This is a genomic window from Vibrio tarriae, assembly GCF_002216685.1.
Taxonomy (GTDB): domain Bacteria; phylum Pseudomonadota; class Gammaproteobacteria; order Enterobacterales; family Vibrionaceae; genus Vibrio; species Vibrio tarriae.
In genome coordinates, this window is sequence record NZ_CP022353.1 from 96441 (window position 1) to 119841 (window position 23401).

Annotated in this window: 20 protein-coding genes and 1 pseudogene; 12 read left to right on the top strand and 9 right to left on the bottom strand. The window is 49.5% G+C overall.

The window, feature by feature from the left end; genetic code table 11:
• Positions 1 to 4 precede the first annotated feature (4 nt).
• A pseudogene (gene rimO / locus CEQ48_RS05915) lies at positions 5 to 1418 on the bottom strand (30S ribosomal protein S12 methylthiotransferase RimO).
• Between the two features lie 207 nt (positions 1419 to 1625).
• Positions 1626 to 2897, bottom strand: coding sequence for an NAD(P)/FAD-dependent oxidoreductase (locus CEQ48_RS05920; protein WP_089070628.1), 1272 nt, complete (start codon positions 2895 to 2897; stop codon positions 1626 to 1628).
• 301 nt (positions 2898 to 3198) lie between these two features.
• Here CEQ48_RS05920 and CEQ48_RS05925 point away from each other — a divergent pair, with 301 nt between their 5' ends.
• The 5 genes from CEQ48_RS05925 to CEQ48_RS05945 all read left to right on the top strand — a co-directional run bounded on the left by CEQ48_RS05925 (position 3199) and on the right by CEQ48_RS05945 (position 8949).
• Complete coding sequence (locus CEQ48_RS05925) at positions 3199 to 3780, top strand: aminodeoxychorismate/anthranilate synthase component II (RefSeq protein ID WP_089070629.1); 582 nt, start codon at positions 3199 to 3201, stop codon at positions 3778 to 3780.
• A 397-nt stretch (positions 3781 to 4177) separates the two neighbouring features.
• Positions 4178 to 5389: an aspartate aminotransferase family protein gene (locus CEQ48_RS05930; RefSeq protein WP_000215480.1), complete on the top strand. Its 1212-nt coding sequence runs from the start codon at positions 4178 to 4180 to the stop codon at positions 5387 to 5389.
• Positions 5390 to 5528: 139 nt separating this feature from the next.
• The gene (gene astA / locus CEQ48_RS05935; protein ID WP_089070630.1) at positions 5529 to 6548 is read left to right on the top strand and encodes an arginine N-succinyltransferase; all 1020 of its coding nucleotides are present in this window, start codon (positions 5529 to 5531) and stop codon (positions 6546 to 6548) included.
• Between the two features lie 9 nt (positions 6549 to 6557).
• Positions 6558 to 8015: a succinylglutamate-semialdehyde dehydrogenase gene (gene astD, locus CEQ48_RS05940; RefSeq protein WP_089070631.1), complete on the top strand. Its 1458-nt coding sequence runs from the start codon at positions 6558 to 6560 to the stop codon at positions 8013 to 8015.
• A 142-nt stretch (positions 8016 to 8157) separates the two neighbouring features.
• Positions 8158 to 8949: a DUF1338 domain-containing protein gene (locus CEQ48_RS05945; RefSeq protein WP_089070632.1), complete on the top strand. Its 792-nt coding sequence runs from the start codon at positions 8158 to 8160 to the stop codon at positions 8947 to 8949.
• Between the two features lie 62 nt (positions 8950 to 9011).
• On the opposite strand, the gene crp is transcribed toward CEQ48_RS05945, so the two are convergent.
• The 6 genes from crp to CEQ48_RS05975 all read right to left on the bottom strand — a co-directional run bounded on the left by crp (position 9012) and on the right by CEQ48_RS05975 (position 14579).
• The gene (gene crp, locus CEQ48_RS05950; protein WP_000242749.1) at positions 9012 to 9644 is read right to left on the bottom strand and encodes a cAMP-activated global transcriptional regulator CRP; all 633 of its coding nucleotides are present in this window, start codon (positions 9642 to 9644) and stop codon (positions 9012 to 9014) included.
• 242 nt (positions 9645 to 9886) lie between these two features.
• The gene (locus tag CEQ48_RS05955; protein WP_001274667.1) at positions 9887 to 10756 is read right to left on the bottom strand and encodes a phosphoribulokinase; all 870 of its coding nucleotides are present in this window, start codon (positions 10754 to 10756) and stop codon (positions 9887 to 9889) included.
• Between the two features lie 96 nt (positions 10757 to 10852).
• Complete coding sequence (locus CEQ48_RS05960; RefSeq protein ID WP_000586561.1) at positions 10853 to 11062, bottom strand: YheU family protein; 210 nt, start codon at positions 11060 to 11062, stop codon at positions 10853 to 10855.
• Positions 11063 to 11190: 128 nt separating this feature from the next.
• Positions 11191 to 12180, bottom strand: coding sequence for a hydrolase (locus tag CEQ48_RS05965; RefSeq protein WP_089070633.1), 990 nt, complete (start codon positions 12178 to 12180; stop codon positions 11191 to 11193).
• Positions 12177 to 12662: a TIGR02444 family protein gene (locus CEQ48_RS05970; RefSeq protein ID WP_001278735.1), complete on the bottom strand. Its 486-nt coding sequence runs from the start codon at positions 12660 to 12662 to the stop codon at positions 12177 to 12179. The genes CEQ48_RS05965 and CEQ48_RS05970 overlap by 4 nt, the downstream gene beginning before the upstream one ends.
• On the bottom strand, positions 12663 to 14579 hold the full coding sequence (locus tag CEQ48_RS05975; RefSeq protein WP_089070634.1) for an ABC transporter ATP-binding protein: 1917 nt from the start codon (positions 14577 to 14579) through the stop codon (positions 12663 to 12665). It abuts the gene before it with no gap.
• A 122-nt stretch (positions 14580 to 14701) separates the two neighbouring features.
• Between CEQ48_RS05975 and kefG the strand changes: the two genes are divergently transcribed.
• The 7 genes from kefG to motX all read left to right on the top strand — a co-directional run bounded on the left by kefG (position 14702) and on the right by motX (position 21388).
• A complete protein-coding gene (gene kefG, locus CEQ48_RS05980; protein WP_001245312.1) occupies positions 14702 to 15292 on the top strand; it encodes a glutathione-regulated potassium-efflux system ancillary protein KefG in 591 nt (196 codons plus the stop codon).
• A complete protein-coding gene (kefB, locus tag CEQ48_RS05985; RefSeq protein WP_089070635.1) occupies positions 15273 to 17075 on the top strand; it encodes a glutathione-regulated potassium-efflux system protein KefB in 1803 nt (600 codons plus the stop codon). The genes kefG and kefB overlap by 20 nt, the downstream gene beginning before the upstream one ends.
• A gap of 9 nt (positions 17076 to 17084) precedes the next feature.
• Positions 17085 to 17285: a YheV family putative zinc ribbon protein gene (locus CEQ48_RS05990; RefSeq protein WP_089070636.1), complete on the top strand. Its 201-nt coding sequence runs from the start codon at positions 17085 to 17087 to the stop codon at positions 17283 to 17285.
• A gap of 91 nt (positions 17286 to 17376) precedes the next feature.
• The gene (gene slyD / locus CEQ48_RS05995) at positions 17377 to 17976 is read left to right on the top strand and encodes a peptidylprolyl isomerase (protein ID WP_089070637.1); all 600 of its coding nucleotides are present in this window, start codon (positions 17377 to 17379) and stop codon (positions 17974 to 17976) included.
• Between the two features lie 162 nt (positions 17977 to 18138).
• Entirely contained in the window at positions 18139 to 19119 is a 981-nt protein-coding gene (locus CEQ48_RS06000) for an isoaspartyl peptidase/L-asparaginase family protein (protein ID WP_089070638.1), read from the top strand.
• A 127-nt stretch (positions 19120 to 19246) separates the two neighbouring features.
• Positions 19247 to 20545 carry an adenylosuccinate synthase gene (locus CEQ48_RS06005; protein ID WP_000527934.1) on the top strand — a complete coding sequence of 433 codons (1299 nt, stop codon included), beginning with the start codon at positions 19247 to 19249 and terminating at the stop codon, positions 20543 to 20545.
• Between the two features lie 207 nt (positions 20546 to 20752).
• Complete coding sequence (motX, locus tag CEQ48_RS06015; protein WP_001883957.1) at positions 20753 to 21388, top strand: flagellar protein MotX; 636 nt, start codon at positions 20753 to 20755, stop codon at positions 21386 to 21388.
• 26 nt (positions 21389 to 21414) lie between these two features.
• On the opposite strand, the gene CEQ48_RS06020 is transcribed toward motX, so the two are convergent.
• Positions 21415 to 23244, bottom strand: a complete 1830-nt coding sequence (locus CEQ48_RS06020; protein WP_198301218.1) for a DUF3413 domain-containing protein — start codon at positions 23242 to 23244, stop codon at positions 21415 to 21417.
• Positions 23245 to 23401: the final 157 nt, after the last annotated feature.

The window sequence follows — 23401 nt, forward strand, 5'->3', positions numbered from 1 at the left end:
GAACTTACTGCGCGTCGTGCAGTACGCTGCCCCATAGGTCGTATTCATCGGCGTGTTCGATGACAACGTTAACCAGCTCACCCGGTTTCAGGTTGGTTTCACCGTTGAGGTAAACTAAACCATCGATCTCCGGTGCATCCGCGTAGGTACGGCCGATCGCGCCTTCTTCGTCGACTTCATCAATCAGCACTTGCATGGTGCTGCCGATGCGTTTTTGCAGTTTGGCGGCACTGATCTCTTGCTGCACTAACATAAAGCGTTCGAAACGGTCTTGTTTCACGTCTTCTGGGATCTGATCTTCAATCTCGTTTGCAGCTGCGCCTTCAACAGGCGAGTACTTAAAGCAGCCAACGCGATCGAGTTGTGCTTCTTTCAGCCAATCGAGCAGGATTTGGAAATCTTCTTCAGTTTCGCCCGGGAAGCCCACAATAAAGGTGGAGCGGATCACGAGCTCTGGGCAGATCTCACGCCATTTTTTGATGCGCTCTAAAGTGCGCTCCGCTTGTCCCGGACGCTTCATCATTTTCAGAACACGTGGGCTGGCGTGTTGGAATGGAATATCCAAGTAAGGCAACACTTTTCCTTCCGCCATCAATGGGATGATTTCATCCACATGTGGGTAAGGGTAAACGTAGTGCAGACGAACCCAAATACCCATTTTGCCAAGCTCTTCACTGAGCGCTTTGATGTTATGGCGCACCGGTGAACCGTTGGCAAAACCTAAGCTGTGTTTGGTGTCCACACCGTAAGCGCTGGTGTCTTGGCTGATTACGAGCAGCTCTTTCACGCCAGCGTTTTTCAGGCGTTCCGCTTCACCAATAATTTCACCCACAGGGCGGCTGACTAAGTCACCACGCATTGAAGGGATGATGCAGAAAGTACAGCGATGGTTGCAGCCTTCAGAAATTTTCAGGTAGGCGTAATGCTTGGGTGTCAGTTTTACCCCGTGATCCGGCACTAGGCTGGTAAACGGGTTGTGCGCTGGTTTGGGCGCGTATTGGTGTACATGCTCCAACACGTTTTGATAAGCGTGTGGGCCTGTAATACCGAGTACGTTCGGGTGTACTTGACGAATTTCATCCTCACGCGCGCCTAGGCAGCCGGTCACAATGACTTTGCCATTTTCTTTCAACGCTTCACCAATGGTATCCAGAGATTCTTGTACCGCACTGTCGATAAAACCACAGGTGTTGACGATCACCACATCAGAATCGTGGTAGCTGTTGACGATCTCATAACCTTCGGTGCGCAGTTGGGTCAGAATGCGTTCTGAGTCCACTAAGTTTTTTGGGCAACCTAAGGAAACAAAACCAATTTTATTGCCAGTCGTTTGGCTGCCTTGGCTTTGCTCTGCGATGGTTTTTTTTCGCCGTTTCCAGAGTCGTGGTTTGATTTGGCGTAAAAGTCTGAACTGTCATTGCTCTGTGTGCTACCTAATTATGTTTATTCGCCCGCTGATTCGATGTTGCAAACGTAGGCAACAGAGAACGTGAGCGGGGTCTAAAAAGTCGGCGAATTATAACTGACGAGAAAAAATTGAATAGAGGCGAAGTGGAAAAAATGAACAAAAAACGGACAAAAAAGGAGGCGGTGAAATGCCGCCTCAAGTTGAGGACAACGCATTGCTATTTTGTTCGATGAATTCCTACCGCACCCATGATGTATTTTTCATAAATTGGCTCGCTAGTCCCGTGTTTGACCTTATAAATGAAGTATTTTTCAAAGGCGATTTTCGCGATGTGTACCCATTGCCCCATCGAGGTCCAGTTAGTATTACGTGGAGGGTTTTGTGGTAGCGCCACAAACGCAGCACCTTTATCGCCCATATCGGCAAGACACACCGCATTCAGGGTTGGGCGGGTGGCCATCGGTTCGCCTCTTTCCAAGCTGAGAATATTCTCCACAATACTGGTGGTCATGGATTCAATCATAAAGCCGGTTTTGGGCGCGCCGACAGGGACTGGCGTTTCTTCTAACGGAGGAATGGCAACGCAAACTCCTGCGGCAAAAATATCGCGGTAGGTAGGGTTACATTGGAACTCATCAGTGAAGACAAAACCTTTCGGGTTACACAGTTTCGGCACCGCCGCAATCGCGGGTGAGCCTTTGAAAGGCGGCAAGAACATCGCCATTTTGAAGGGCAGATGATGTTCAAAATCCACTTCGCCTTTGCGGTTTAGCTCCTCAAAATGCGCGATATCGGGATCGAAGCTGGTGGTTCGAGCGTTGCAAATCCATTTGATACCACGGTCACGGAACTCATGTTCCATCAGTGCTTTCGAGTCACCGACGCCACCCAACCCCATATGGCCGACATACGGTTCACTCGTGACAAAGGTGATCGGAACTTTGTCGCGGATTTTCAGTTTACGCAGTTGACTCTCTAAGGTGAGAATATATTCGTACGCAGGACCAAAGCAGCTCGCGCCTTGCATTGCCCCAACCAATACCGGACCGGGGTTTTCGATTAACGCTTGATAAGCTTCATAGGCTTTTACGGCATGATCCACCGTGCAGATTGATTGGGTATATCCCGTTTCTGGTCCTGCTCCCGGAACGGTTTCAAAGGCCAGTTTAGGGCCTGTGCAGATGACTAGGTAATCATAACTATAGTGGGTACCATCACCAGCGAGTAGGGTCTTTTCATCGGGTAAGATTTGCGTGACCCCTGATGGGTTAAAAGGGATTTTGAATTTTTTAGCGTAAGGCGTGAGATCCAAAACGACTTGTTCTTTGGTTCTTTCTCCCAAGGCAACCCAAGGGTTGGAAGGAATAAAGTGAAACTCGTTGTGTTCATTGATCAATATGACTTCATGATCTTTCGGGAGTTTTTGTCGTAACTCGTAAACGACTGACATCCCCCCTAAGCCTGCACCGATCACAATGGTTCTTTTCATGGTTGCCCCCTAATGGATTTAAGATTTATCTATATTAGTTAAGACTAAATTAATGCTAGTCGATATTAGTCAGGTCGCCATAAAGAAAATGCAGATCAGTGAGTTCCGTCATTTCGACAGCATCAAGTGACTTAAAGTGTAGGTGGCTATTTGGGGTTTTATGTGTGATTGATTTCATAATTTTCTTTAGTAATCAATGAAATTTCTGCAGGGCTGTTGGGGGGGATGAGGAGGTTTCGATTGAAAGTGTGGGTGAGATTCGTAGAATGCCATTGATTTCTCGTCACCAAGAAGGATGCTTATGCTACTGATGATCGATAACTACGATTCGTTTACTTACAATCTGTACCAATACTTTTGCGAGTTAGGGGCGCAGGTCAAAGTGGTACGTAATGATGAGATCGATCTGGATGGGATCCGTGCTCTGGCTCCGACACATTTGGTGATTTCTCCGGGACCATGCACGCCTAATGAAGCAGGGATCTCACTCGCGGCGATTGAAGCGTTTGCAGGAAAGTTGCCCATCCTTGGCGTTTGTTTAGGGCATCAAGCCATTGCGCAAGCGTTTGGTGGGCAAGTGGTACGCGCTCGTCAGGTCATGCATGGCAAAACCTCACCCATTCGTCATACAGGGCAAGGCTTATTTAGCGGATTGAATAACCCGCTAACGGTGACGCGTTACCATTCCTTGGTTGTGAAAAATGACACTCTGCCCGAGTGCTTTGAGTTAACCGCATGGACTGAGCTCAGTGATGGCCGCATTGATGAAATCATGGGTTTTCAACATAAAACCCTAGCCCTTGAAGCGGTGCAGTTTCACCCTGAGTCGATAAAGACAGAACAAGGCCACCAATTGTTGGCCAATTTTTTAAACCGCTCTTAATGCTCTGGGCGATGTGTGAACGGTGCCGATCGTACTGACAGCGATCACTTTTTTCGCTTTCTATCAAATATTTATCTGCAAGTTGTCACTTTTTAAGCTTATTCATAGAGGATTGTGCTGCCCGCGCCATGCCTTGATTTTGCTGCCTCTTTGCTTCATTTCCTATCGCTCCATAAAAATCACTTCATAAATAACCTTTTTTATTGCATAAATAGTCGTTCGTGGTGTGGGGTTTATCTCACTTGTCTGTGCATACGAGATCTTTCACCATTGAAACGGTTAAATAAATGTAAATACAATGCTGCAAATGCTTTAAGGAAATACATAATCTAACACAGAGCCATTTTGTGGAAGAATCGCTTATCTCTGAGCATGCGGTATCGAGAGGGAATGGGTAATGACGGTGGAAATGAGTGTAGATCGGAGTTCGTTTGATGAGGTGATGGTGCCTTGTTATAACCCGATGGAGTTTATCCCAGTAAAAGGTTTTGGTTCACGGATTTGGGATCAGCAGGGTCATGAGTACATTGACTTCGCTGGCGGGATTGCGGTGAGTTGTTTAGGGCATTGCCACCCAGTGATGGTGCAAGCCTTGACCACCCAAGCCAATAAGCTGTGGCATTTAAGTAACGTAATGACCAATGAGCCGGCGTTGCGCTTGGCGAAAAAACTGACTCAAGTGAGTTTTGCCGAAAAGGTCTTTTTTGCCAACTCCGGCGCGGAAGCTAACGAAGCGGCACTCAAACTGGCGCGTCGTTATGCGGCCGATGTGTATGGTCCTGAGAAATCCGAGATTATTGCCTTTAACCAAGGCTTCCACGGTCGTACTTTCTTTACCGTATCGGTCGGTGGTCAAGCGACCTATTCGGATGGTTTTGGCCCTAAACCGGGTGATATTGTTCATTTGCCTTATAACGATTTGGCTGCACTGCAAGCGCAGATCTCCGATCGCACTTGTGCTGTGATGATGGAGCCGCTGCAAGGTGAAGGTGGCATTGTTTCTCCGAGTGCTGAATTTGTGCAAGCAGTGCGCGAGTTGTGTGACAAACACAATGCACTACTGATTTTCGATGAAGTGCAGACGGGTAACGGCCGCACTGGTGATTTCTATGCCTACCAAGGGATTGGTGTGACGCCAGATATTCTGGCGACCGCAAAATCTCTCGGTGGCGGTTTCCCAATCGGTGCCATGCTGACCACGGCGAAAATTGCTGAGCACATGAAAGTGGGCGTACACGGTTCGACTTATGGCGGTAACCCATTAGCGTGTGCCGTAGCGGAAGCCGTGGTGGATTTCGTCGCGCAACCAGAAATACTGGCTGGTGTGAAACAGCGTGAGCAGTGGATGCGCGCTGAGCTAGAGAAAATCAATCAGAAATATCACTTGTTTAAAGAGATCCGCGGTAAAGGTTTGCTACTTGGCGCGGCACTCAACGATGAATGGCAAGGCCGCGCGCGTGACATTCTGGTCGCTGCGGGTAAGCAAGGCTTGATGGTGTTGGTGGCCGGGGCGAGCGTGGTTCGCTTTACGCCATCTCTCATCATCAGCCAACAAGAAATCGAAGAAGGTATGGCCCGCTTAGACAAAGCGATCGCCACACTGATGTGATAGCGAAGGGTTTGCATCGCAAGCCCTGATTGACGAACCACGGAGGTTCGACGCTATCGCAGACTGCAGGATGACGTGAGGGGCGAAAGGTTATCGCCCCGTGTCCAATGCAGAGATTACGCATCGGGAGGGAGTAAAGATGCTAGTTGTTCGTCCGATTAGCATGGCCGACTATGAGGCGCTACATACCTGCGCTATCGAGTCCGGCCATGGCTTCACATCATTGCCAGTAGATCAAGAGCTACTGACCAATCGTATTACCCACTCAGAATACAGCTTTAGCAAACCGAACGTCACCACGCCCGGCGATGAAGGCTATTTGATGGTGGGAATTGATAGCGAAACCGGACAAGTGGCGGGTACCACGGGTATTGAAGCCTCAATTGGTTGGGATGTGCCGTTTTATTCATATCACATCAGCACCATAGTTCACTCTTCGCCTAAATTGGGTGTCAACAATGTAGTGAAGTTGCTGACGTTTGGTAACAACTACACCGGATGCAGTGAAATCTGCACTCTGTTTTTGCGCCCACAGTATCGCCAAGGCTTAAATGGTCGTTTGATGTCGAAATGCCGTTTTTTGATGATGGCGGAACACTCACACCGTTTTTCCAAAACCATTTTCGCTGAGATGCGCGGCGTTTCTGATGCCGATGGCAATTCACCATTCTGGAAGTGGCTACAAGAGCACTTTTTCTCGATTGATTTCACTTTGGCCGATTATCTGACTGGAATTGGCAAAAAAGGCTTTATCGCTGACTTGATGCCAAAGCTGCCCATTTACGTCAACTTGCTGAGCAAAGAAGCGCAAGCGGTGATTGGTCAGGTTCATGAAAATACGCGACCTGCCTTGGTATTGCTTGAGAAAGAGGGTTTCACCTGTCGCAATTACGTCGACATTTTTGATGCGGGCCCAACCGTGGAATGTGAGCTGAACAACATCGAATCGGTGCGCCACTCAGTACGCGCCATTGTTGAAGTGGCAGAGCATTCGAGCTCGCAGAATTTCATTATGTGTAACACCTCGTTTGAGAACTTCCGTGCTACGGCGGCCAAAGCCGCATACAGCCAAGAAGATAACGCGGTGATCATCTCCCCCAAAGTGGCTGCGGCGTTAGAAGTGAGCACGGGGGATTATTTACGGATTTTGGCGCAGTAGGGGATAGCCATGACACATTGGATAGCCGGTGAATGGGTTGCGGGGACCGGTGAAAAACTACAATCACATACGCCTTATAGCCATGAGCTTTTATGGCAAGGCTACAGCGCTAGTGGCGAGCAAGTCGACGCGGCGGTGAAGGCCGCTCGCCGCGCTTTTCTCGACTGGAAAAAACGCCCCTTTGCTGAGCGTGAACAGAAGGTGTTGGCCTTTGCGGAATTGGTGAAAGCCAACAGCGAACAGATTGCGCAAGTGATTGCTAAAGAGACGGGCAAGCCTTTGTGGGAAACGCGCACGGAAGCGGCTTCAATTGCCGGAAAAATCGCAATTTCGATTCGTGCTTATCATGAACGTACTGGTGAAACGGTGCGTGAAGCTGCGGGCAATCAGCTGGTATTGCGCCATCGACCGTTGGGTGTGATGGCGGTGTTTGGGCCGTATAACTTCCCCGGCCATTTACCGAATGGACACATAGTGCCTGCGCTGCTGGCGGGCAATACCGTGGTGTTTAAGCCTTCTGAGCAAACTCCGTGGACTGGCGAAGTTTTGATGCAGTTATGGCAACAGGCTGGCTTACCTGCTGGTGTCATCAATCTGGTTCAAGGCTCAAAAGAGACGGGGATTGCGCTAGCGCAATCACGCGGGATTGATGGTTTGCTGTTTACGGGGAGTGCCAATACTGGACATCTGCTGCATCGCCAATTTGCAGGTCAGCCGGACAAAATGCTGGCGCTGGAAATGGGCGGCAATAACCCTATGGTGATTTCAGAGCACTATGGCGATCTGGATGCCACGGTTTATACCATTATTCAATCGGCGTTTATCAGCAGTGGTCAACGCTGCACCTGTGCGCGTCGCTTGTATGTGCCAATCGGGACGAAAGGCGATGCACTGCTCGATAAACTGGTTTCCGTAACGGCCAAGCTGCGTATTGATCAGCCCTTTGCTGAGCCCGCACCCTTTATGGGACCGTTAGTTTCTGAAGCGGCAGCACAAGTGATCCTCAAGGCGCAAGCAGATCTACAAGCGCTAGGCGGAAAAAGTCTACTTGAAGCTCGCGCCTTGCATGCGGCGTTTATCACTCCGGCCATCATCGATGTGACGGCGATTGAGCGCTTACCGGATGATGAGTATTTCGGGCCTTTGCTGCAAGTGGTGCGTTACCAGACTTTGGCGCAAGCGGTAGAGCTTGCCAATGATACCCGCTTTGGCTTATCCGCCGGACTCGTCTCGACGGATGATGGCGAGTGGGATTACTTTGTCGAACATATTCGTGCGGGCATCGTCAATCGTAACCGCCAATTAACCGGAGCCAGTGGAGATGCGCCATTTGGTGGCCCAGGAGCATCGGGCAACTTACGTCCTAGTGCCTTCTATGCCGCCGACTATTGCGCTTATCCGATGGCTTCAATGGAGGGGGAGACAACGCTGCTTCCTGCTACCTTGAGCCCGGGAGTTGAACTCTAATCATAATTTATTTTGTGCCTGCGCAGCCAAGTAGGCACTTTTTTCGTCACAGGTTGAAAGCTTTATCGTGTTAGCGCTGGATAAATTACACGGCGTCTAACCCTAGTCCGTTTGCGTTTCATAGGATCAACAAGGAGGCGTTATGACGCCAACAGCTTTATTTCAATCGCTCTGGAATGATTATATTGAGCGCCTCTGCCCATCGGCAGACAGAGTACATCAACTCCTGCAAGAAGATGAGCCGCTGATTAATGACCATATTGCGCTGCGCACATTTAATTTGGCGCCACTGGGGTTAGAGACGCTGGCTAAACCGTTTCTGGCACTCGGCTACCAAGCGTGTGGTGAGTATGAGTTCAAAAGTAAAAAACTCTTTGCTAAGCATTTTGAACATCCCGATCCTTTGCAGCCTAAGGTTTTCATTAGTGAGCTGAAAGTGGAAGAGTGTTCATCTGAGCTGCAAGCGATTGTTGAAAAGCTGGTGGCACAAGTTAAGCCGCAAGCATTAGCCAGTGAGGCTTTTTTGTATGGCGGTCGCTTATGGAGCTTAAGCCATGCCGACTATCTTACTTTGGCGAAAGAGAGTGAGTATGCCGCTTGGCTTGCGGCGCATGGTTATGGTGCAAACCACTTTACAGTCAGCGTGAATCAGCTCAATGCGCTGCATGAAGTGAAACAGGTCAATGACCATCTGCGCCAACATGGCTTTAGCATCAATGAATCGGGTGGGGAAGTAAAAGGCTCACCAGAAGTCTTGCTCGAACAGTCTTCGACCATGGCTGATAAAGTGTTAGTGCGTTTTAACGAAGGCGCGGAGATGATCCCCGGTGGCTTTTATGAGTTTGCCAAACGCTACCCTATGGCCAATGGTCAGCTCTATCCCGGATTTGTCGAAGCTTCGGCGGATAAGATTTTTGAAAGCACGAACCGTTAAATCTAGCGCATCGTACAAATAAAAATAGCCACCGCAGGGTGGCTATTTTTTATCGGAAATGCTTAGCGAGTGCCGTAAACCACGATGGTTTTACCGTGGGCAGAGATCAGATTCTGCTCTTCCAGCATCTTCAGGATGCGGCCAACGGTTTCGCGAGAACAGCCAACAATTTGACCGATCTCTTGGCGAGTGATCTTGATTTGCATGCCATCAGGGTGAGTCATCGCATCTGGCTGACGTGCAAGATTCAGCAGAGTCTGTGCGATACGGCCAGTTACGTCTAGGAACGCAAGGTCGCCAACTTTCTGGCTGGTCACTTGCAGACGACGAGCCATTTGACCTGAAAGGCGCATCAAAATGTCTGGGTTAACTTGGATTAACTGACGGAATTTCTTAAATGAGATTTCAGCCACTTCACACGGTGTTTTGGCACGAACCCAAGCGGTACGCTCTTGACCTTCTTCAAACAGGCCGAGTTCACCGATGAAATCACCTTGGTTCAGGTAAGAGAGAATCATCTCTTTACCTTCTTCATCTTTGATCAGTACCGCAACTGAACCTTTTACGATGTAATACAGCGTTTCCGCCTTCTCACCCGCGTGGATCAGCGTGCTTTTTGATGGGTACTTATGAATGTGACAATGTGAAAGAAACCACTCTAGTGTTGGATCGGTTTGAGGTTTACCTAGAACCATAATAATCTCACTTCCTCTGCAGGGTACGCTTGCCGCTATCCATATTTTAGCGAAGCCTCAATTGGGCTTACTAGAATAAGAGGTGTTACCCAAGGCTGCAAGCTATCTTGTGTTTCGGTTAAGAATAGTATCCTTTTTCGAAATCGATTTCTTGATTTTAATCGTGTCAGTAGTCCGATTTGCTACGCAAAACTGTGCACATGATCACGGTATGAAAAGTAAGCATTCATCACTGGTCGGATCTAGCCAATTTTTCCCGTTTCGATCAGTTGTTGCAGCAGCGGGCGCACAATCAAATCCATCGCAAAACTCATTTTACCGCCGGGGACGACAATGGTGTTGTGGCGTGACATAAACGAGCCATCAATCATCGCCAGCAAGTACGGGAAATCGACGTTTTTGATGCCACGAAAACGGATCACCACAAAACTCTCATCCAGCGTTGGAATGCCTTTGGCATTGAGTGGGTTCGAAGTATCGACCGTAGGCACACGTTGAAAGTTGATGTGGGTGCGCGAAAATTGCGGGGTGATGAATTTAAGGTAGTCGTCCATTGAGCGAACAATCGAATCCATCACCGCTTCGCGTGAATGGCCGCGATCGCGCGTGTCGCGCACGTATTTTTGGATCCACTCAAGGTTAACGATAGGTACCATGCCAATCAAAAAATCGACGTGTTGCGCGACATTAACATCGCCATCAACGACGCCGCCGTGCAAGCCTTCATAAAACAGCACATCGGAGTTTTCAGGCAGTGATTGCCAAGGGGTAAATGTACCTGGCATCTGGTTATACGGCACCGCTTCATCAAAGGTGTGCAAGTAGCGGCGTACTTGGCCGGTGCCTACTTTTCCATATTGGCGGAAGAATTCTTCCAGTGTAGGGAAATCGTTGGCTTGCGGGCCAAAGTAGCTGATATGGCGGCCTTGCTCACGCGCTTTGCGGATTTCCACATCCATTTCTGGGCGAGTAAAACGGTGGAAACTGTCTCCTTCCACCCAAGCGGGTTTGATGTTCATCATATTGAACATCTTGCGAAAGGCTTCTGAGGTGGTGGTGGTACCGGCGCCGGAAGAACCGGTCACCGCAATAATCGGATGTTTGGCTGACATGACAAACCTTGTCCTTTAAGTCCTTGATTTTGGTGCTAACTTAGACACCTTCCGAAAAATGACTATAGCACGGAAAATGCTGTCGTCACGGCATGGCTAAAACGGATGGCATTTAATATCCACGGTTTCATGCAATTCTGAATAGACGATCACAGCTTGTCCAGATTGTAATTGAGTACGTACCTGAGCAATTTTCTCTTCTAGCGAGACTTCAATATCGCCATAGTCGGTGCCTTCACGCAGCACAAATTCACGGATCAAATTGTCGAGTGTGTCTGGCGCAATCTCTTGCCATGGAATGATCATAAATACCTCTTTATTTTATGATGGCGCTTTTTTATGACGGTTCTTTTGTATGACTGAAAGAAACGACGAGTTGCCGCCACGCTCAGTCGTTTGAATGTCGCTTTCATCTGTGGAGAAGGGATCGTGGATTAGCTGGGCTGTAGAAAATTATCTCGCAGCGGTGCGTAATACTCGGGTAGAGCTTGCTCTAACCAAAAATACGGTTTAAGCCATGAACCGCTCAGGAAACCCACATGGCCGCCATGCTCGAAGAGACGATAGCGGATATTGTCAGGTAGCGGAAAATTGGGGATCACCGCTTCAGTCATAAAAGGATCGTCTTTGGCGTGGATGATCTGAGTCGGGACGCGGATCTGAGTCAGCTGTTTAATCCCAGAGCACTGCTGGTAATAATCGGCAGCATCATGAAAACCGTGCAGCGGCGCGGTGATCACATCATCAAACTCGGCGAGTTTAGCGATCGCGCGGATCCGCTCAGGGCTCAGTGGCAAAGCGTTTTCCAGCAGTGGGTATTTCGCAATGGCATTTTTCTTCAATGAAGAGAGCAGATAGGCTCGATATACTTTGGAAAAGCCCTGTTCGATACGTTGTGAGCAGGCGGCTAAATCGAGTGGCGCGGAAATCAAGGTGGCGGCCGTGACGATAGGATCATCCCGATACTGCGCAAGATAGTTGGCGAGCATGTTACCGCCGAGTGAAACACCGACGGCAACGATCGGACGCTCTGGTAATTGTTTACGTAGGTACTCCAGCACAAAACGCGCATCACCCGTTTCGCCAGAGTGGTAAGCGCGTGCTAAGTGGTTGGGTTTACCACTGCAACCGCGAAAATGCATCATCACCGAGAGCCAGCCTTGCCGTGCAAAGGCGTGCATCAAGCCGTTCGCGTAAGGGCTTTTGAAGCTGCCTTCTAAGCCGTGGAACAACACAAACAGCGGCTTACGCTGCGCGTGCGGTGTGCGCCAATCTTCGCTCCAAGCCAGATCGAGAAAATCACCATCGGGCGTGAATAGCGTTTGCCATTCGGCACTAAACAGCGGCTGTTTTCGCAGCAAGCGAGGCAGCAGAGTTTGTAAGTGGGGATTTTTCAGCCCCTTGGCAGCAATAAACGTGGTCATGATGTTGGAGTATCGGATTCTCGGTACGGAGCTGAAAAAAGCTCGGCTAAGTATTCTGCGCCAAGCATTTTACAGTATTGCAGAGTGAGCGATAGATCTTGCGCAGGATGAAGTGTCATTCGATTGAGACAATGGACCAAATCCGCTTGTTGCTGCTTTTCTAATTGCAGCTCAAACTGCAGAGCCTCGCGATAGAGCGTGTCTGGCAAATGGCTTTTCAAGCGCCGCCGCAAATCACGAAAATCGTGCAGCAGAGTTTCCGAATGACTCAAACATTCCAGCACCGTCGGCCAGTCAGTTTCCGCAAAAGTGAGCTGCTGTTCATCTAGCCATTTGAGTAACAGCAGCAGATTGACATTGCCGTGATGGCTATTTTGCAATCGTAAGCACGCCTCTTTTACCTCGCGCACACTGTAATACTGCAAACTGAATTGCCAGAGTCTTTCCAGTGTTAATCTTGGTTTGGCGTGCTCATCACTCATTTATCCGTTGAACTCCCGTTCCATCTCTTCCAAGGTTTCTTGCTCGGCCATCCATTCTAGCTCGACTTGCTCAAGCTCGGATTTGGCGGCGGCTTGTTTAGCCAACACCTCAGTCAGTGTCGCTTTATTCTGTGCTTCGTACAGTGAGGTGTCCGACAATTGTGCCTCCATCTCACTGACAACGTGGTTCAACTTATCGAGTTTCTCTTCTAACTGTGTCAGCTTTTTGCGAATTGGCGCAGTGAGCTTACGAAAATCGGCTTCACGGCGCTTTTGCTCTTTTTTCGCAGCGGCACTGTTCGCGCTATTCGCAGTATTGGTCGGTTGGGTTTCTTTACGCTCGGCTTTTTGCTGATCGGTAAGCCATTTGTAGTAGTCATTCAAGTCACCATCAAACGGGCCGACTTGGTGATCATGCACTAAATAGAGATCATCGGTGGTAGCACGCAGCAAGTAGCGATCATGGCTGACAATGACCATGGCGCCTTCATAGCTTTGTAGCGCAAGGGTTAGCGCCTGACGCATGTCCAAATCCAAATGGTTGGTGGGTTCGTCAAGCAGCAGTAAGTTGGGCTTTTGCCACACAATCAGCGCCAGCACTAAACGGGCCTTTTCACCACCCGAGAAGGGCGCGACTTTTTCGAGTGCTTTCTCACCATGGAAACCAAAGCTGCCTAAGTAGTTACGCAGTTCGAGCTCATTTTTGTCTGGCGCGATTTGCATCATGTGTTGCAGTGGCGTCTCTTCTGGATGCAGTGTTTCCAACTGATGCTGCGCAAAGTAACCAATTTTCACCCCTTGCGAATAAGTGCAATCACCCGATTGCGGTTTGAGTTCACCCGAGAGCAGTTTGATCAAGGTGGATTTACCTGCGCCGTTACGACCAAGCAGACCGATGCGGCTGCCCGGCACCAGATTGAGGCGGATCTTCTCGAGGATGAGGTTATCGCCGTAGCCCGCCGCGACCTGATCCATCATTAGTATCGGGTTCGGCAGCGCGGCAGGTTCACGAAATTCAAAGCTGAACGGGTTATCAAACTGGGCGGGCAGCACTTTTTCCATCCGCTCCAGCGCTTTAATCCGGCTTTGGGCTTGGCGAGCTTTCGACGCTTTATAGCGGAAGCGATCAATATAGCTTTGCATGTGCGCCATCTGCTTTTGTTGCTTTTGATAGATGGCTTGTTGCTGAAGCATTTTCTGTGCGCGCTGAGTTTCAAACGACGAGTAGTTCCCCGTGTATTCATTCAGCGTCTGATTTTCAATATGCACAATGCGATTGATGATTGGGTCGAGGAAATCGCGGTCATGGGAAATCAGGATCAGCGTGCCGGGGTAGCTTTGCAGCCAACGCTCCAGCCACATCACCGCATCCAAATCCAAGTGGTTGGTCGGTTCGTCGAGCAGCAGTAAATCTGAGCGGCAAATCAGCGCTTGCGCGAGGTTTAAACGCATCCGCCAGCCACCAGAAAATTGGGTCAGGCTCCAGCTCATCTGCTCTTGAGTAAAGCCTAAGCCATCAAGCAGTTCTGAGGCGCGAGCGCGAATGCTGTAACCACCGACCATCTCGATTTTGCCATGCAATTCGGCCACTTTGGTGCCGTTGTCGGCCGCTTCTGCGTCCATCAATTGGCGCTCAAGTTCGCGATATTCGCGATCGCCATCGATGACGTATTCCAATGCTGTGCGATCCAGCGCCGGGGTTTCTTGCGCAACCCAAGCCAGCTCCCAGTGCGCTGGTTTACTGAAGGAGCCCGCATCAATGGTGAGTTCATCTTTCAGCAGTGCAAAGAGAGTGGATTTGCCGCAGCCGTTTTTGCCCACTAAGCCGACTTTGTCGCCGGGATGAATGGTGGCTGAAGCTTGCTCAAGGAGTGGTTTACCGCCACGCAGTAGCTGAATCTCAGAAAAGGTAATCATAAAAAATCGTTTATCGCCCGTTGAATTTTCGCTCGGAATAGTAGGTGGAATAAGGATAAATGTCGATCATTATACAAATTGGGTTATGATGCTGAGTAACGGATTAGTAACAAATCAGCGGAGTGCGCAACTTGGTCAACCGAGAGCAAACGAAAGCCAAAGTGCTGGTGGTGTATGCGCACCCCGATCCACAACATTCCGTTGCCAATCAGGTGATGATGGAAAAGATTGCTGATTTAGAGCATGTTTCGATTATCGACCTCTACGCCACTTACCCCAATTTCTTTATTGATGTGCATGCCGAGCAGCAGCGCTTGCGGGAACATGATGTGCTGGTGTTGCAACATCCCCTCTATATGTATTCTTGCCCAGCGCTTTTAAAAGAGTGGATTGATCGCGTGTTGAGCAAAGGTTTCGCCTTCGGTAAACAGAGTGAGCTGAAAGGGAAACTTTGGCGCAGTGTGATCACCACCGGCGGCAACCACACCGCCTACGATCAACGTGGTTATAACCGTTATCCGCTGAATGAAATCCTGCAGCCGTTCGAGCTCAGTGCGGCTTTGTGTCAGATGCACTGGATTGAGCCTTTGGTGCTGTATTGGTCACGCAACATCAGTGATCAAGAGCGTGCGCAGCATGCAGAGCGTTATCGGCAATGGCTACAAGAGATCGCCCACTGGCAAGGAGAGCCGTATGACGCCACTGACCAGTGATTTTCTCAGTAGCAGTGTCGTCTTTCTGAGCGCTGCAGTGATTGCCGTCCCCCTTGCGCAGCGCGCGGGATTAGGCTCTGTGCTTGGCTATTTGCTGGCGGGGATTGCGATTGGTCCATGGGGACTGGGCTTGATCCGCGATGTGCAAGCCATTATGCATTTTGCTGAGTTTGGCGTGGTGCTACTACTGTTTCTGATTGGCTTAGAGCTCAACCCGAAAAAACTGTGGAATCTACGCGGCCCCATTTTAGGGCTAGGCGGCGCGCAAGTGGTGGTGACCACTGCGGCGCTTTCCAGTGTCGCGTATTTACTGGGTGTCAGTTGGCAAAGTGCGTTAGTCATTGGTATGGCACTGGCGCTTTCATCGACCGCGATCGCTCTGCGCGTGATTGAAGAGCACGGCTTAACGCGTACTGAAGCGGGACAATCGGGATTTGCGGTGCTGCTATTTCAAGACATTGCGGTGATCCCCATGTTGGCACTGCTGCCAATCCTCGCTGGAAACAGCAGTGGCGATTGGCTGAATGCCCTGTGGATGACGGGAGGAATTGCCGCTTTGTTGCTGGGCGGACATTTTCTGCTTAACCCGTTGTTTCGATACATCGCATTAAGTGGCGTGCGCGAACTGTTTACTGTCGCGGCTTTGCTCTTGGTGGTTGGCATCGCGTTGCTGATGCAGAAGGTTGGTCTTTCGATGGCGCTAGGTACTTTTTTAGCTGGGGTGATCCTCGCAGAAAGCGAGTTTCGTCATGAGCTAGAAATCGCTATCGATCCTTTTAAAGGCTTATTGCTTGGTCTGTTTTTTATTTCGGTGGGTATGGCAGTGGATGTGGGTTTGTTACTCGTCAAGCCTCTGCAGATTATGCTGGCCGTGTTGGGCTTAGTGATTGTCAAAGGTCTAGTGCTCTATCTGCTGGCACGCCTGTCGGGTACGGTTGCCAAAGCGCGCAGCAAAATGGCGGCGATTTTAAGCCAAGGGGGGGAATTCGCCTTCGTGATTTTTACCGCCGCCAGTGCGGAGGGCTTGCTGACGGCCTCGCAAGTCTCCTTCCTTCTGGTGGTGGTGAGCCTTTCTATGGTGACCACGCCGTTATTACTCTCTGCCCAAAAATACTGGTTTGTCCGCCAGCTCAATATTGAAGAAAACCCACTGACGCCGGATGTCGAAAATAAAGAGCCGCGAGTGATCATTGTCGGTTTTGGCCGCTTTGGTCAGATAGTGGGGCGTCTGCTGTACGCCAACAAAATCAAAGTCACTATTTTGGAAAGTGACGCCAGCCAAGTGCGTTTACTGCGTAAATACGGCTACAAAGTCTTTTATGGGGATGCCACCAATCTGGAACTATTACGCGCCGCGGGTGTTGAGCAAGCAGAGGCCTTGGTGGTTTGTACCGATGACCCTGAGCAAGTGATCACCATAGTGGAGCTGTGTCAGCAGCATTTTCCGAATCTGAAATTGTTGGCGCGAGCACGCAGTCGGGTCGAAGCTTATCAACTGATGAGTCTCGGTGTACAAAATTACACCCGAGAAACCTTCTTGAGCGCACTCGACTTGGGGCGCAAAGCCTTGGTTCAACTTGGCATGCATCCTTATCAAGCGAAACGTGCCGAAGAGCATTTTCATCGTCTCGATAAAGCCATGCTCAAAGAATTGCTACCGCAACATAATGAAGATAAACAACTCGAACTGCGCGCCAAAGAAGCGCGTACTGAACTTGAAGAAATATTTAGCCGTGAGATGGACAGTGACCAGCTCTCACGCCGATATTGGGAAAAGGAGTAGTACAATCTCGTGAAACAGAAAAAACGTTTTATCGCTGGCGCAAACTGCCCACAATGCCGGACCGCCGATACGTTGCAATGGTGGGTAGAGAACAGCATTGAGCTGGTTGAGTGCGTCGAATGTGGGTTCCATGAACAGCGTAAACCCAAATCCGTCGAGCAGAGTGAGCATGCGAATGAGCTGATGATCGGGATTTTTAAGCCGGAGTAATTGAGTTTCTGCGTGTGATCTTCATAATATCGGCAACATTCTTCTCTTGGCCTGCATTTGGCAGTCAAGAGACAACCTCCCTGGAGCAGTTATGAAAATTGAAAAAAACACGGTAGCAAGTCTTGCTTACCAATTGACTATCGAAGATGGCGTGGTGGTGGATCAGTCTACTGTTGATGCGCCGCTGGATTACCTGCACGGTCACAATAACCTGATTACAGGTCTTGAGCGTGAATTGGAAGGCAAAGTGGCTGGTGATAAATTCACCGTTACTATCGCACCAGAAGATGCATACGGCGAACACAACGAAGATCTGGTACAGCGTGTTCCTGCAGACGTGTTCCAAGGAGTGGATGAGCTGGAAGTCGGTATGCGTTTCCTAGCCGATACAGACCAAGGTCAAATCCCAGTTGAAATCACTGAAGTGGATGGCGATGAAGTCGTGGTTGATGGTAACCACATGCTGGCTGGCCAGTCACTGACTTTCACCGTAGAAGTGGTTGCCGTGCGCGCAGCGACGGAAGATGAGATTGCTCACGGTCATATCCACCAAGCGGGTGGCTGTGGTCACGATCACGACCATGATCATGAAGGCGGTTGCTGCGGTGGCGAAGGCCACGGTCACGATCACCATGGTCACGGTAAGAAAGAAGGCGGCTGCTGTGGCGGCGGCGGTTGTGGTTCTCACTAATAGTGAGCCCATCTCGCTAAGTAGTACGTTATTTTCGTAGTACGACAGATTTGAAAGCGCTAACCGCGATCCGGTTAGCGCTTTTTTATTGCGGACTTTGGCACTATACGCCCATTCTAAACGCCGAAATAAAACGGTTAACCTTATTGGAGAACACAAGTCATGACACAGCCTTTTGCGATTGCCATCCATGGCGGTGCCGGCACGATTTTGCGTGAGCAGATGAGTGATGCATTGCGCATGGAGATCCTCGCGACTTTAGAGCAAGCCGTGCGAGCCGGGCATCAGCTACTGGTTGAAGGAGCCGATGCCTTAGATGCGGTGGTGGCCGCGGTGACAGTATTGGAAGACTCGCCACTGTTTAATGCCGGCAAAGGCTCAGTACTGACGCACAATGAAATGGTGGAGATGGATGCCTCGGTGATGCATGGCGCAGCGCGAGAGGCTGGGGCGATTGCTGGCGTGCGTCATATTCGCAACCCGATTCAACTCGCGCGCGATGTGCTGCGTCATAGTGATCATGTGTTTTTGATTGGTGATGGGGCAGAGCAATTTGCTTTCCAGCAAGGGCATGTTTATACCGAGCAAGACTATTTTTTCACTGAGCGCCGTTATGAACAGCTGCAAAACATGAAGCAGCAAGATCGTTTTGCACTTTCAGAAGCTTCCTATCAATCAGAGTCTGCTGAACAAGAGCCGCCAAGTGAATATCCCGATGATAAGAAATTTGGCACGGTAGGCGCGGTGGCGTTGGATCAACAGGGCAATTTGGCGGCGGCGACCAGCACCGGCGGGATCACCAACAAGCGTTTTGGACGGGTGGGGGATTCCCCAGTGATCGGAGCTGGAACCATCGCTGAAAATGGCAATGTCGCCATTTCATGCACCGGAATGGGCGAGTACTTTATCCGTTATGCGGTCGCAGGCGATATTGCGGCACGCATGCGTTATCTCAAAGAAGATGTCCATACCGCCTGTGAAACCGTGGTGCAAGGTGAACTGAAAAGCGTAGGTGGTGAAGGGGGATTAATTGCGATTGATGCGCAGGGTGAACTTCACTTTGCCATGAACAGTTCTGGCATGTATCGCGCGGAGATTGATCGCCATGGTCAATTCAGTGTGAAAATTTACGCTGACGAATAACCTTTTCTTAATAACTGAATGGATTTTCAAAGCCGTTTTATATGAATTTTTCATGCTTAAAAAATGACTGCAAGGATTCAAATTCGGTGCTAGAATCCTTTTTTAACTAGCAATCAGACTTGGAAAGATGGGTAATAACGTTGTCGTTCTTGGCACCCAATGGGGTGACGAAGGTAAAGGTAAAATCGTAGACCTTTTAACTGAAGATGCAAAATACGTGGTTCGCTACCAAGGCGGACACAACGCAGGTCACACACTAGTAATCGACGGTCAAAAAACCGTTCTCCACTTAATTCCATCCGGTATTCTTCGCAATAACGTGAAATGCATCATCGGTAACGGTGTAGTACTTTCACCAGAAGCATTGATCAAAGAAATGTCTGGTCTCGAAGAGCGTGGTGTTCCTGTTCGCGAGCGTCTTTTCATTTCTGAAGCTTGTCCTCTGATCCTGCCATACCACGTTGCTCTTGACCAAGCGCGCGAAGCCGCTCGTGGCAAGAAAGCAATCGGTACTACTGGTCGTGGTATTGGTCCTGCGTACGAAGATAAAGTAGCTCGTCGTGGTCTGCGTGTTGGCGACCTGTTCGATATGGCCTCTTTTGCTGAGAAACTGCAAGAAGTGATGGCATTCCATAACTTCCAACTTGAGCACTTCTACAAAGTAGAACCAGTAAGCTACGAAGCGGTACTGGAGCAGGCGAAGGGTTATGCAGAACTGCTGACTTCTATGGTTATCGACGTAACCAACGAACTGGATGCAGCGCGTAAGCGTGGCGATAAAATCATGTTCGAAGGCGCGCAAGGTACACTACTGGATATCGACCACGGTACTTACCCATACGTAACGTCTTCAAACACCACTGCTGGTGGTGTTGCTGCGGGCTCTGGTTTTGGTCCTCGTCACCTAGGTTACATCCTTGGTATCGCGAAAGCGTACTGCACTCGTGTTGGTGCCGGTCCGTTCCCAACAGAATTGTTTGACGAAGTGGGCGATCACTTAGGCACTAAAGGCCATGAGTTTGGTGCAACCACAGGTCGTAAGCGTCGTTGTGGTTGGTTTGATGCAGTGGCAATGCGCCGCGCGATCCAAATCAACTCAGTCACCGGCTTCTGCCTGACCAAACTGGACGTTCTAGATGGTCTGAAAGAGATCAAGATCTGTACGGGTTACCAAATGCCTGACGGTTCTATTGCTGAAGTTTCACCTATGGCCGCTGACGCATTTGAAAACGTGACGCCAATTTTCGAAACTATGCCTGGTTGGTCTGAAACGACTTTCGGTGCAAAAACTCTGGCTGAACTGCCACAGACAGCGCTGGATTACATCAAGCGCATCGAAGAGCTGACTGGCGTTCCGGTAGACATCATTTCTACTGGCCCAGACCGCAACGAAACCATCATCAAAGTTCACCCATTCAGCGCGTGATCTTGAGATAAAAAACAGTAAGCCGACTCACCGAGTCGGCTTTTTTTTGCCATACTCTTGGTGGTATTTTGTGCGCCTGTGGCAAAAAGTTGCCGCAAAACGGTAAACGGGGCTAAAGCGATTGCATTCAATGCCGATATAGAAAGCAATCCGGGTCAACGTGCAATGCGGCGCGTGGTGACTGCCGGTGTTTATAAGAGTGCGGGTATGAAGCTACGAACGGTAGCCGCTTCCTTATTGCTTGCATGGCACTCCTCTTACAATCCTGCTTATGCAGCGGATTTAGGAGAGCCAGTGCCTATCTATTCGGAAGCTGAGCTAATCAAACTGATTGAAGAAAATAAGCATCTTGAGCGCGTAAAAGCGGATAATTGCCAGATCGTGGAAGATATTGTCGCACGTGCGACACGTATCAGTCTGCCCTCTTATGAGTTTTTGTATGGCGATATGCTGGCTTGGGGCGTGTGTGTGGATCAGGATGTTGAGCTGGGTCTCTACTATATGGAGAATGCGGCGCATCAAGGTTTGCCTGCTGCTCTGGAGCAGCTTGGGCGTTACTACTCACGCGGCACCTTAGTTCAACAAGACAAAGAACGTGCGATCCCCTATCTGCGTGAAGCGGCGGCAATGGGCAATCTTAATGCGCGTATTCAGCTCGCTGAACTGTTACTGCGTGATTACGGCAGTCCCCTCGATTATGAAGATGCCTACCGCTGGTTATATAACTCGGTCACCGCCGATCAGCGTACTCACAACCGTATCGCTCTGCTGCGTCAAGGTTTAGAGCGTAGGATGCCGGAAAATATCATCGCGCGAGCCAAACGCCGAGAAACGTTCTGGTAAAGCCGCTTTACCAGAACTGGTTCCCTTTAGCGCAAGAATTGCCGCATCTCTTCAAGCGCTTGCATGATCTGCTGAGTCGAAATTTGACGCTCTTTCTCTGGGGCAAGCTCTGAATTGAGAGTCTCGACTCGCCCGGTGGGGTAGCTCACCAACATCTCTTTATCACTCACTAACGCATAGTTAAAGTAACTACCGATAATCGTCCATTCCCGTTGTGGTCTCTCTTGCCAAAGCGGGTAGCCTAACGCAAATTCATTGAGTGGATTTTGTACCCCTAACACTTCTTGCATCAACATAGGCGCAATATCGAGGTGGGTGGTTTTGTGCGTTAATACGCTTCCTTCTTTGTCAGGAATGTAGATGTAAAGTGGTACATGGATCTGCGCCATGCTGTAGTTACTGCCATGTCCCCAATAATTTTGTCGATTGTCATTAAACTCTTCACCATGATCGGATGTGATGATCACTATGGTATTGCGCAGCTCATCGCGGGCTTGCAACTGCTCAAGAACTTTGCCAATCAAACTATCAGCGTAATAGAGGGCATTGCGATAGCGGTTATGGTACGGCTCGGGATCAAAGTCGTTGTTGAGTTTGATGTGATCGACTCGCTCCCAATAAGGGGTGAAAGGCGGTGTCATCGAGGTTGGGAAATCTGCCGCATGCGCTGAATCGTAAAACAGAAAACCGAAGTAGGGCTTGCTACGATCCCGTTGCTCTAAAAAGTGCAAAAAATCCTCAGTAATACGTTCATCACGCTGTGGTGAGTTTTCTCCGGGCGTGACTGTACGTAGCTGTGCAACTTTGCTGAATATCGTTCGGTCAAACGGTGGGCTATTCAGTGGTGCCGAGCCGTAAATAGCAAACTGATAGTTCAAATCCGCGAGAGTTTGCATCAGCAGTGGGCGAGTTTGGCTGGTTTGAAACTCCTCCCAATAGGTAGCGGGTAAGCCGTAAAAGAGACTGAATAAGCCAGCTTGGGTTGAATTTCCACCACTTAAGTGATGAGTAAAGCGCGTGGCTTGTTGACCAAAGTGAGCAATATTGGGTGTCACATCGCGATTGGCATCATCAAAACGCCAAGCATCAATCCCAATCAATAAAATGTTTGGGCGCTCTGTAGGCGGTTCAATGTGCAGTGGCCGTAGCGGATAGTTGAGAGTACTGCTGGTTGGTGCATGAAAATCCACCTGCTGACGGCGGGCGGATTGCGCATCAACAACACCGAGCTGGTCGAAAAAGCGCTTTGCGGTCAACGGATAATAGAGCGGCCAGTGATAGCTGTAGCTTGGGATCTCACTGTCATAAGTGGCATCTTTCCAAGCGTGGATAAACTGGCTACTCAGCAATGAAAGTAACCAAACCGCCGATACCCAGCGAACTCCACGTGAATGTTGAATGCGTTGCGCCAGTTTCATGATAAGCCATTGGGCAAAGCCGACCACGAAGACAATAAAGCCTGCCATCGCAAGGGTATACCACGACACGCTGATCACTTGCTGTCCACCATGCAACAGCAAATCCCACACAAAGCCACTAAGATGGAATCGGTACTGTTGATACACTTCAATATCGACCATCAACAAAATGCTCACGGCCCAAGAGGCTACAAACACAGCACTGTGCAGTAGGCGACTCGGGAGCCAAACCAGAGCGAGTGAAACCAGCGTGATGGCAAAGGCAAATAACCCAAACCAGCCAAACTGGGTGGCCGAAAGATAAGCGTACGCTATCCTATTACTGCTGCTGACCTCTATCCATTGCAAATAAGGGAGGCCCAATACAGCCAATAAAACAGCATTCAAAATAAAGTGACTAAAAAGCCATTCTATATTCTTTTTTATCATCAATAACATGTGGAATCCCCGCAGCAGATGGGATTGGTTGGACAGCAAAATTGATGCAAATAATAACTTAAAAATTGACCTATGTCACATTACCTAGAATGATGAAAGAGTTCTGTGCGTTGTCATTAGTTGTTCGTAGTGACAAAGCAGTAGGATATAACTAACA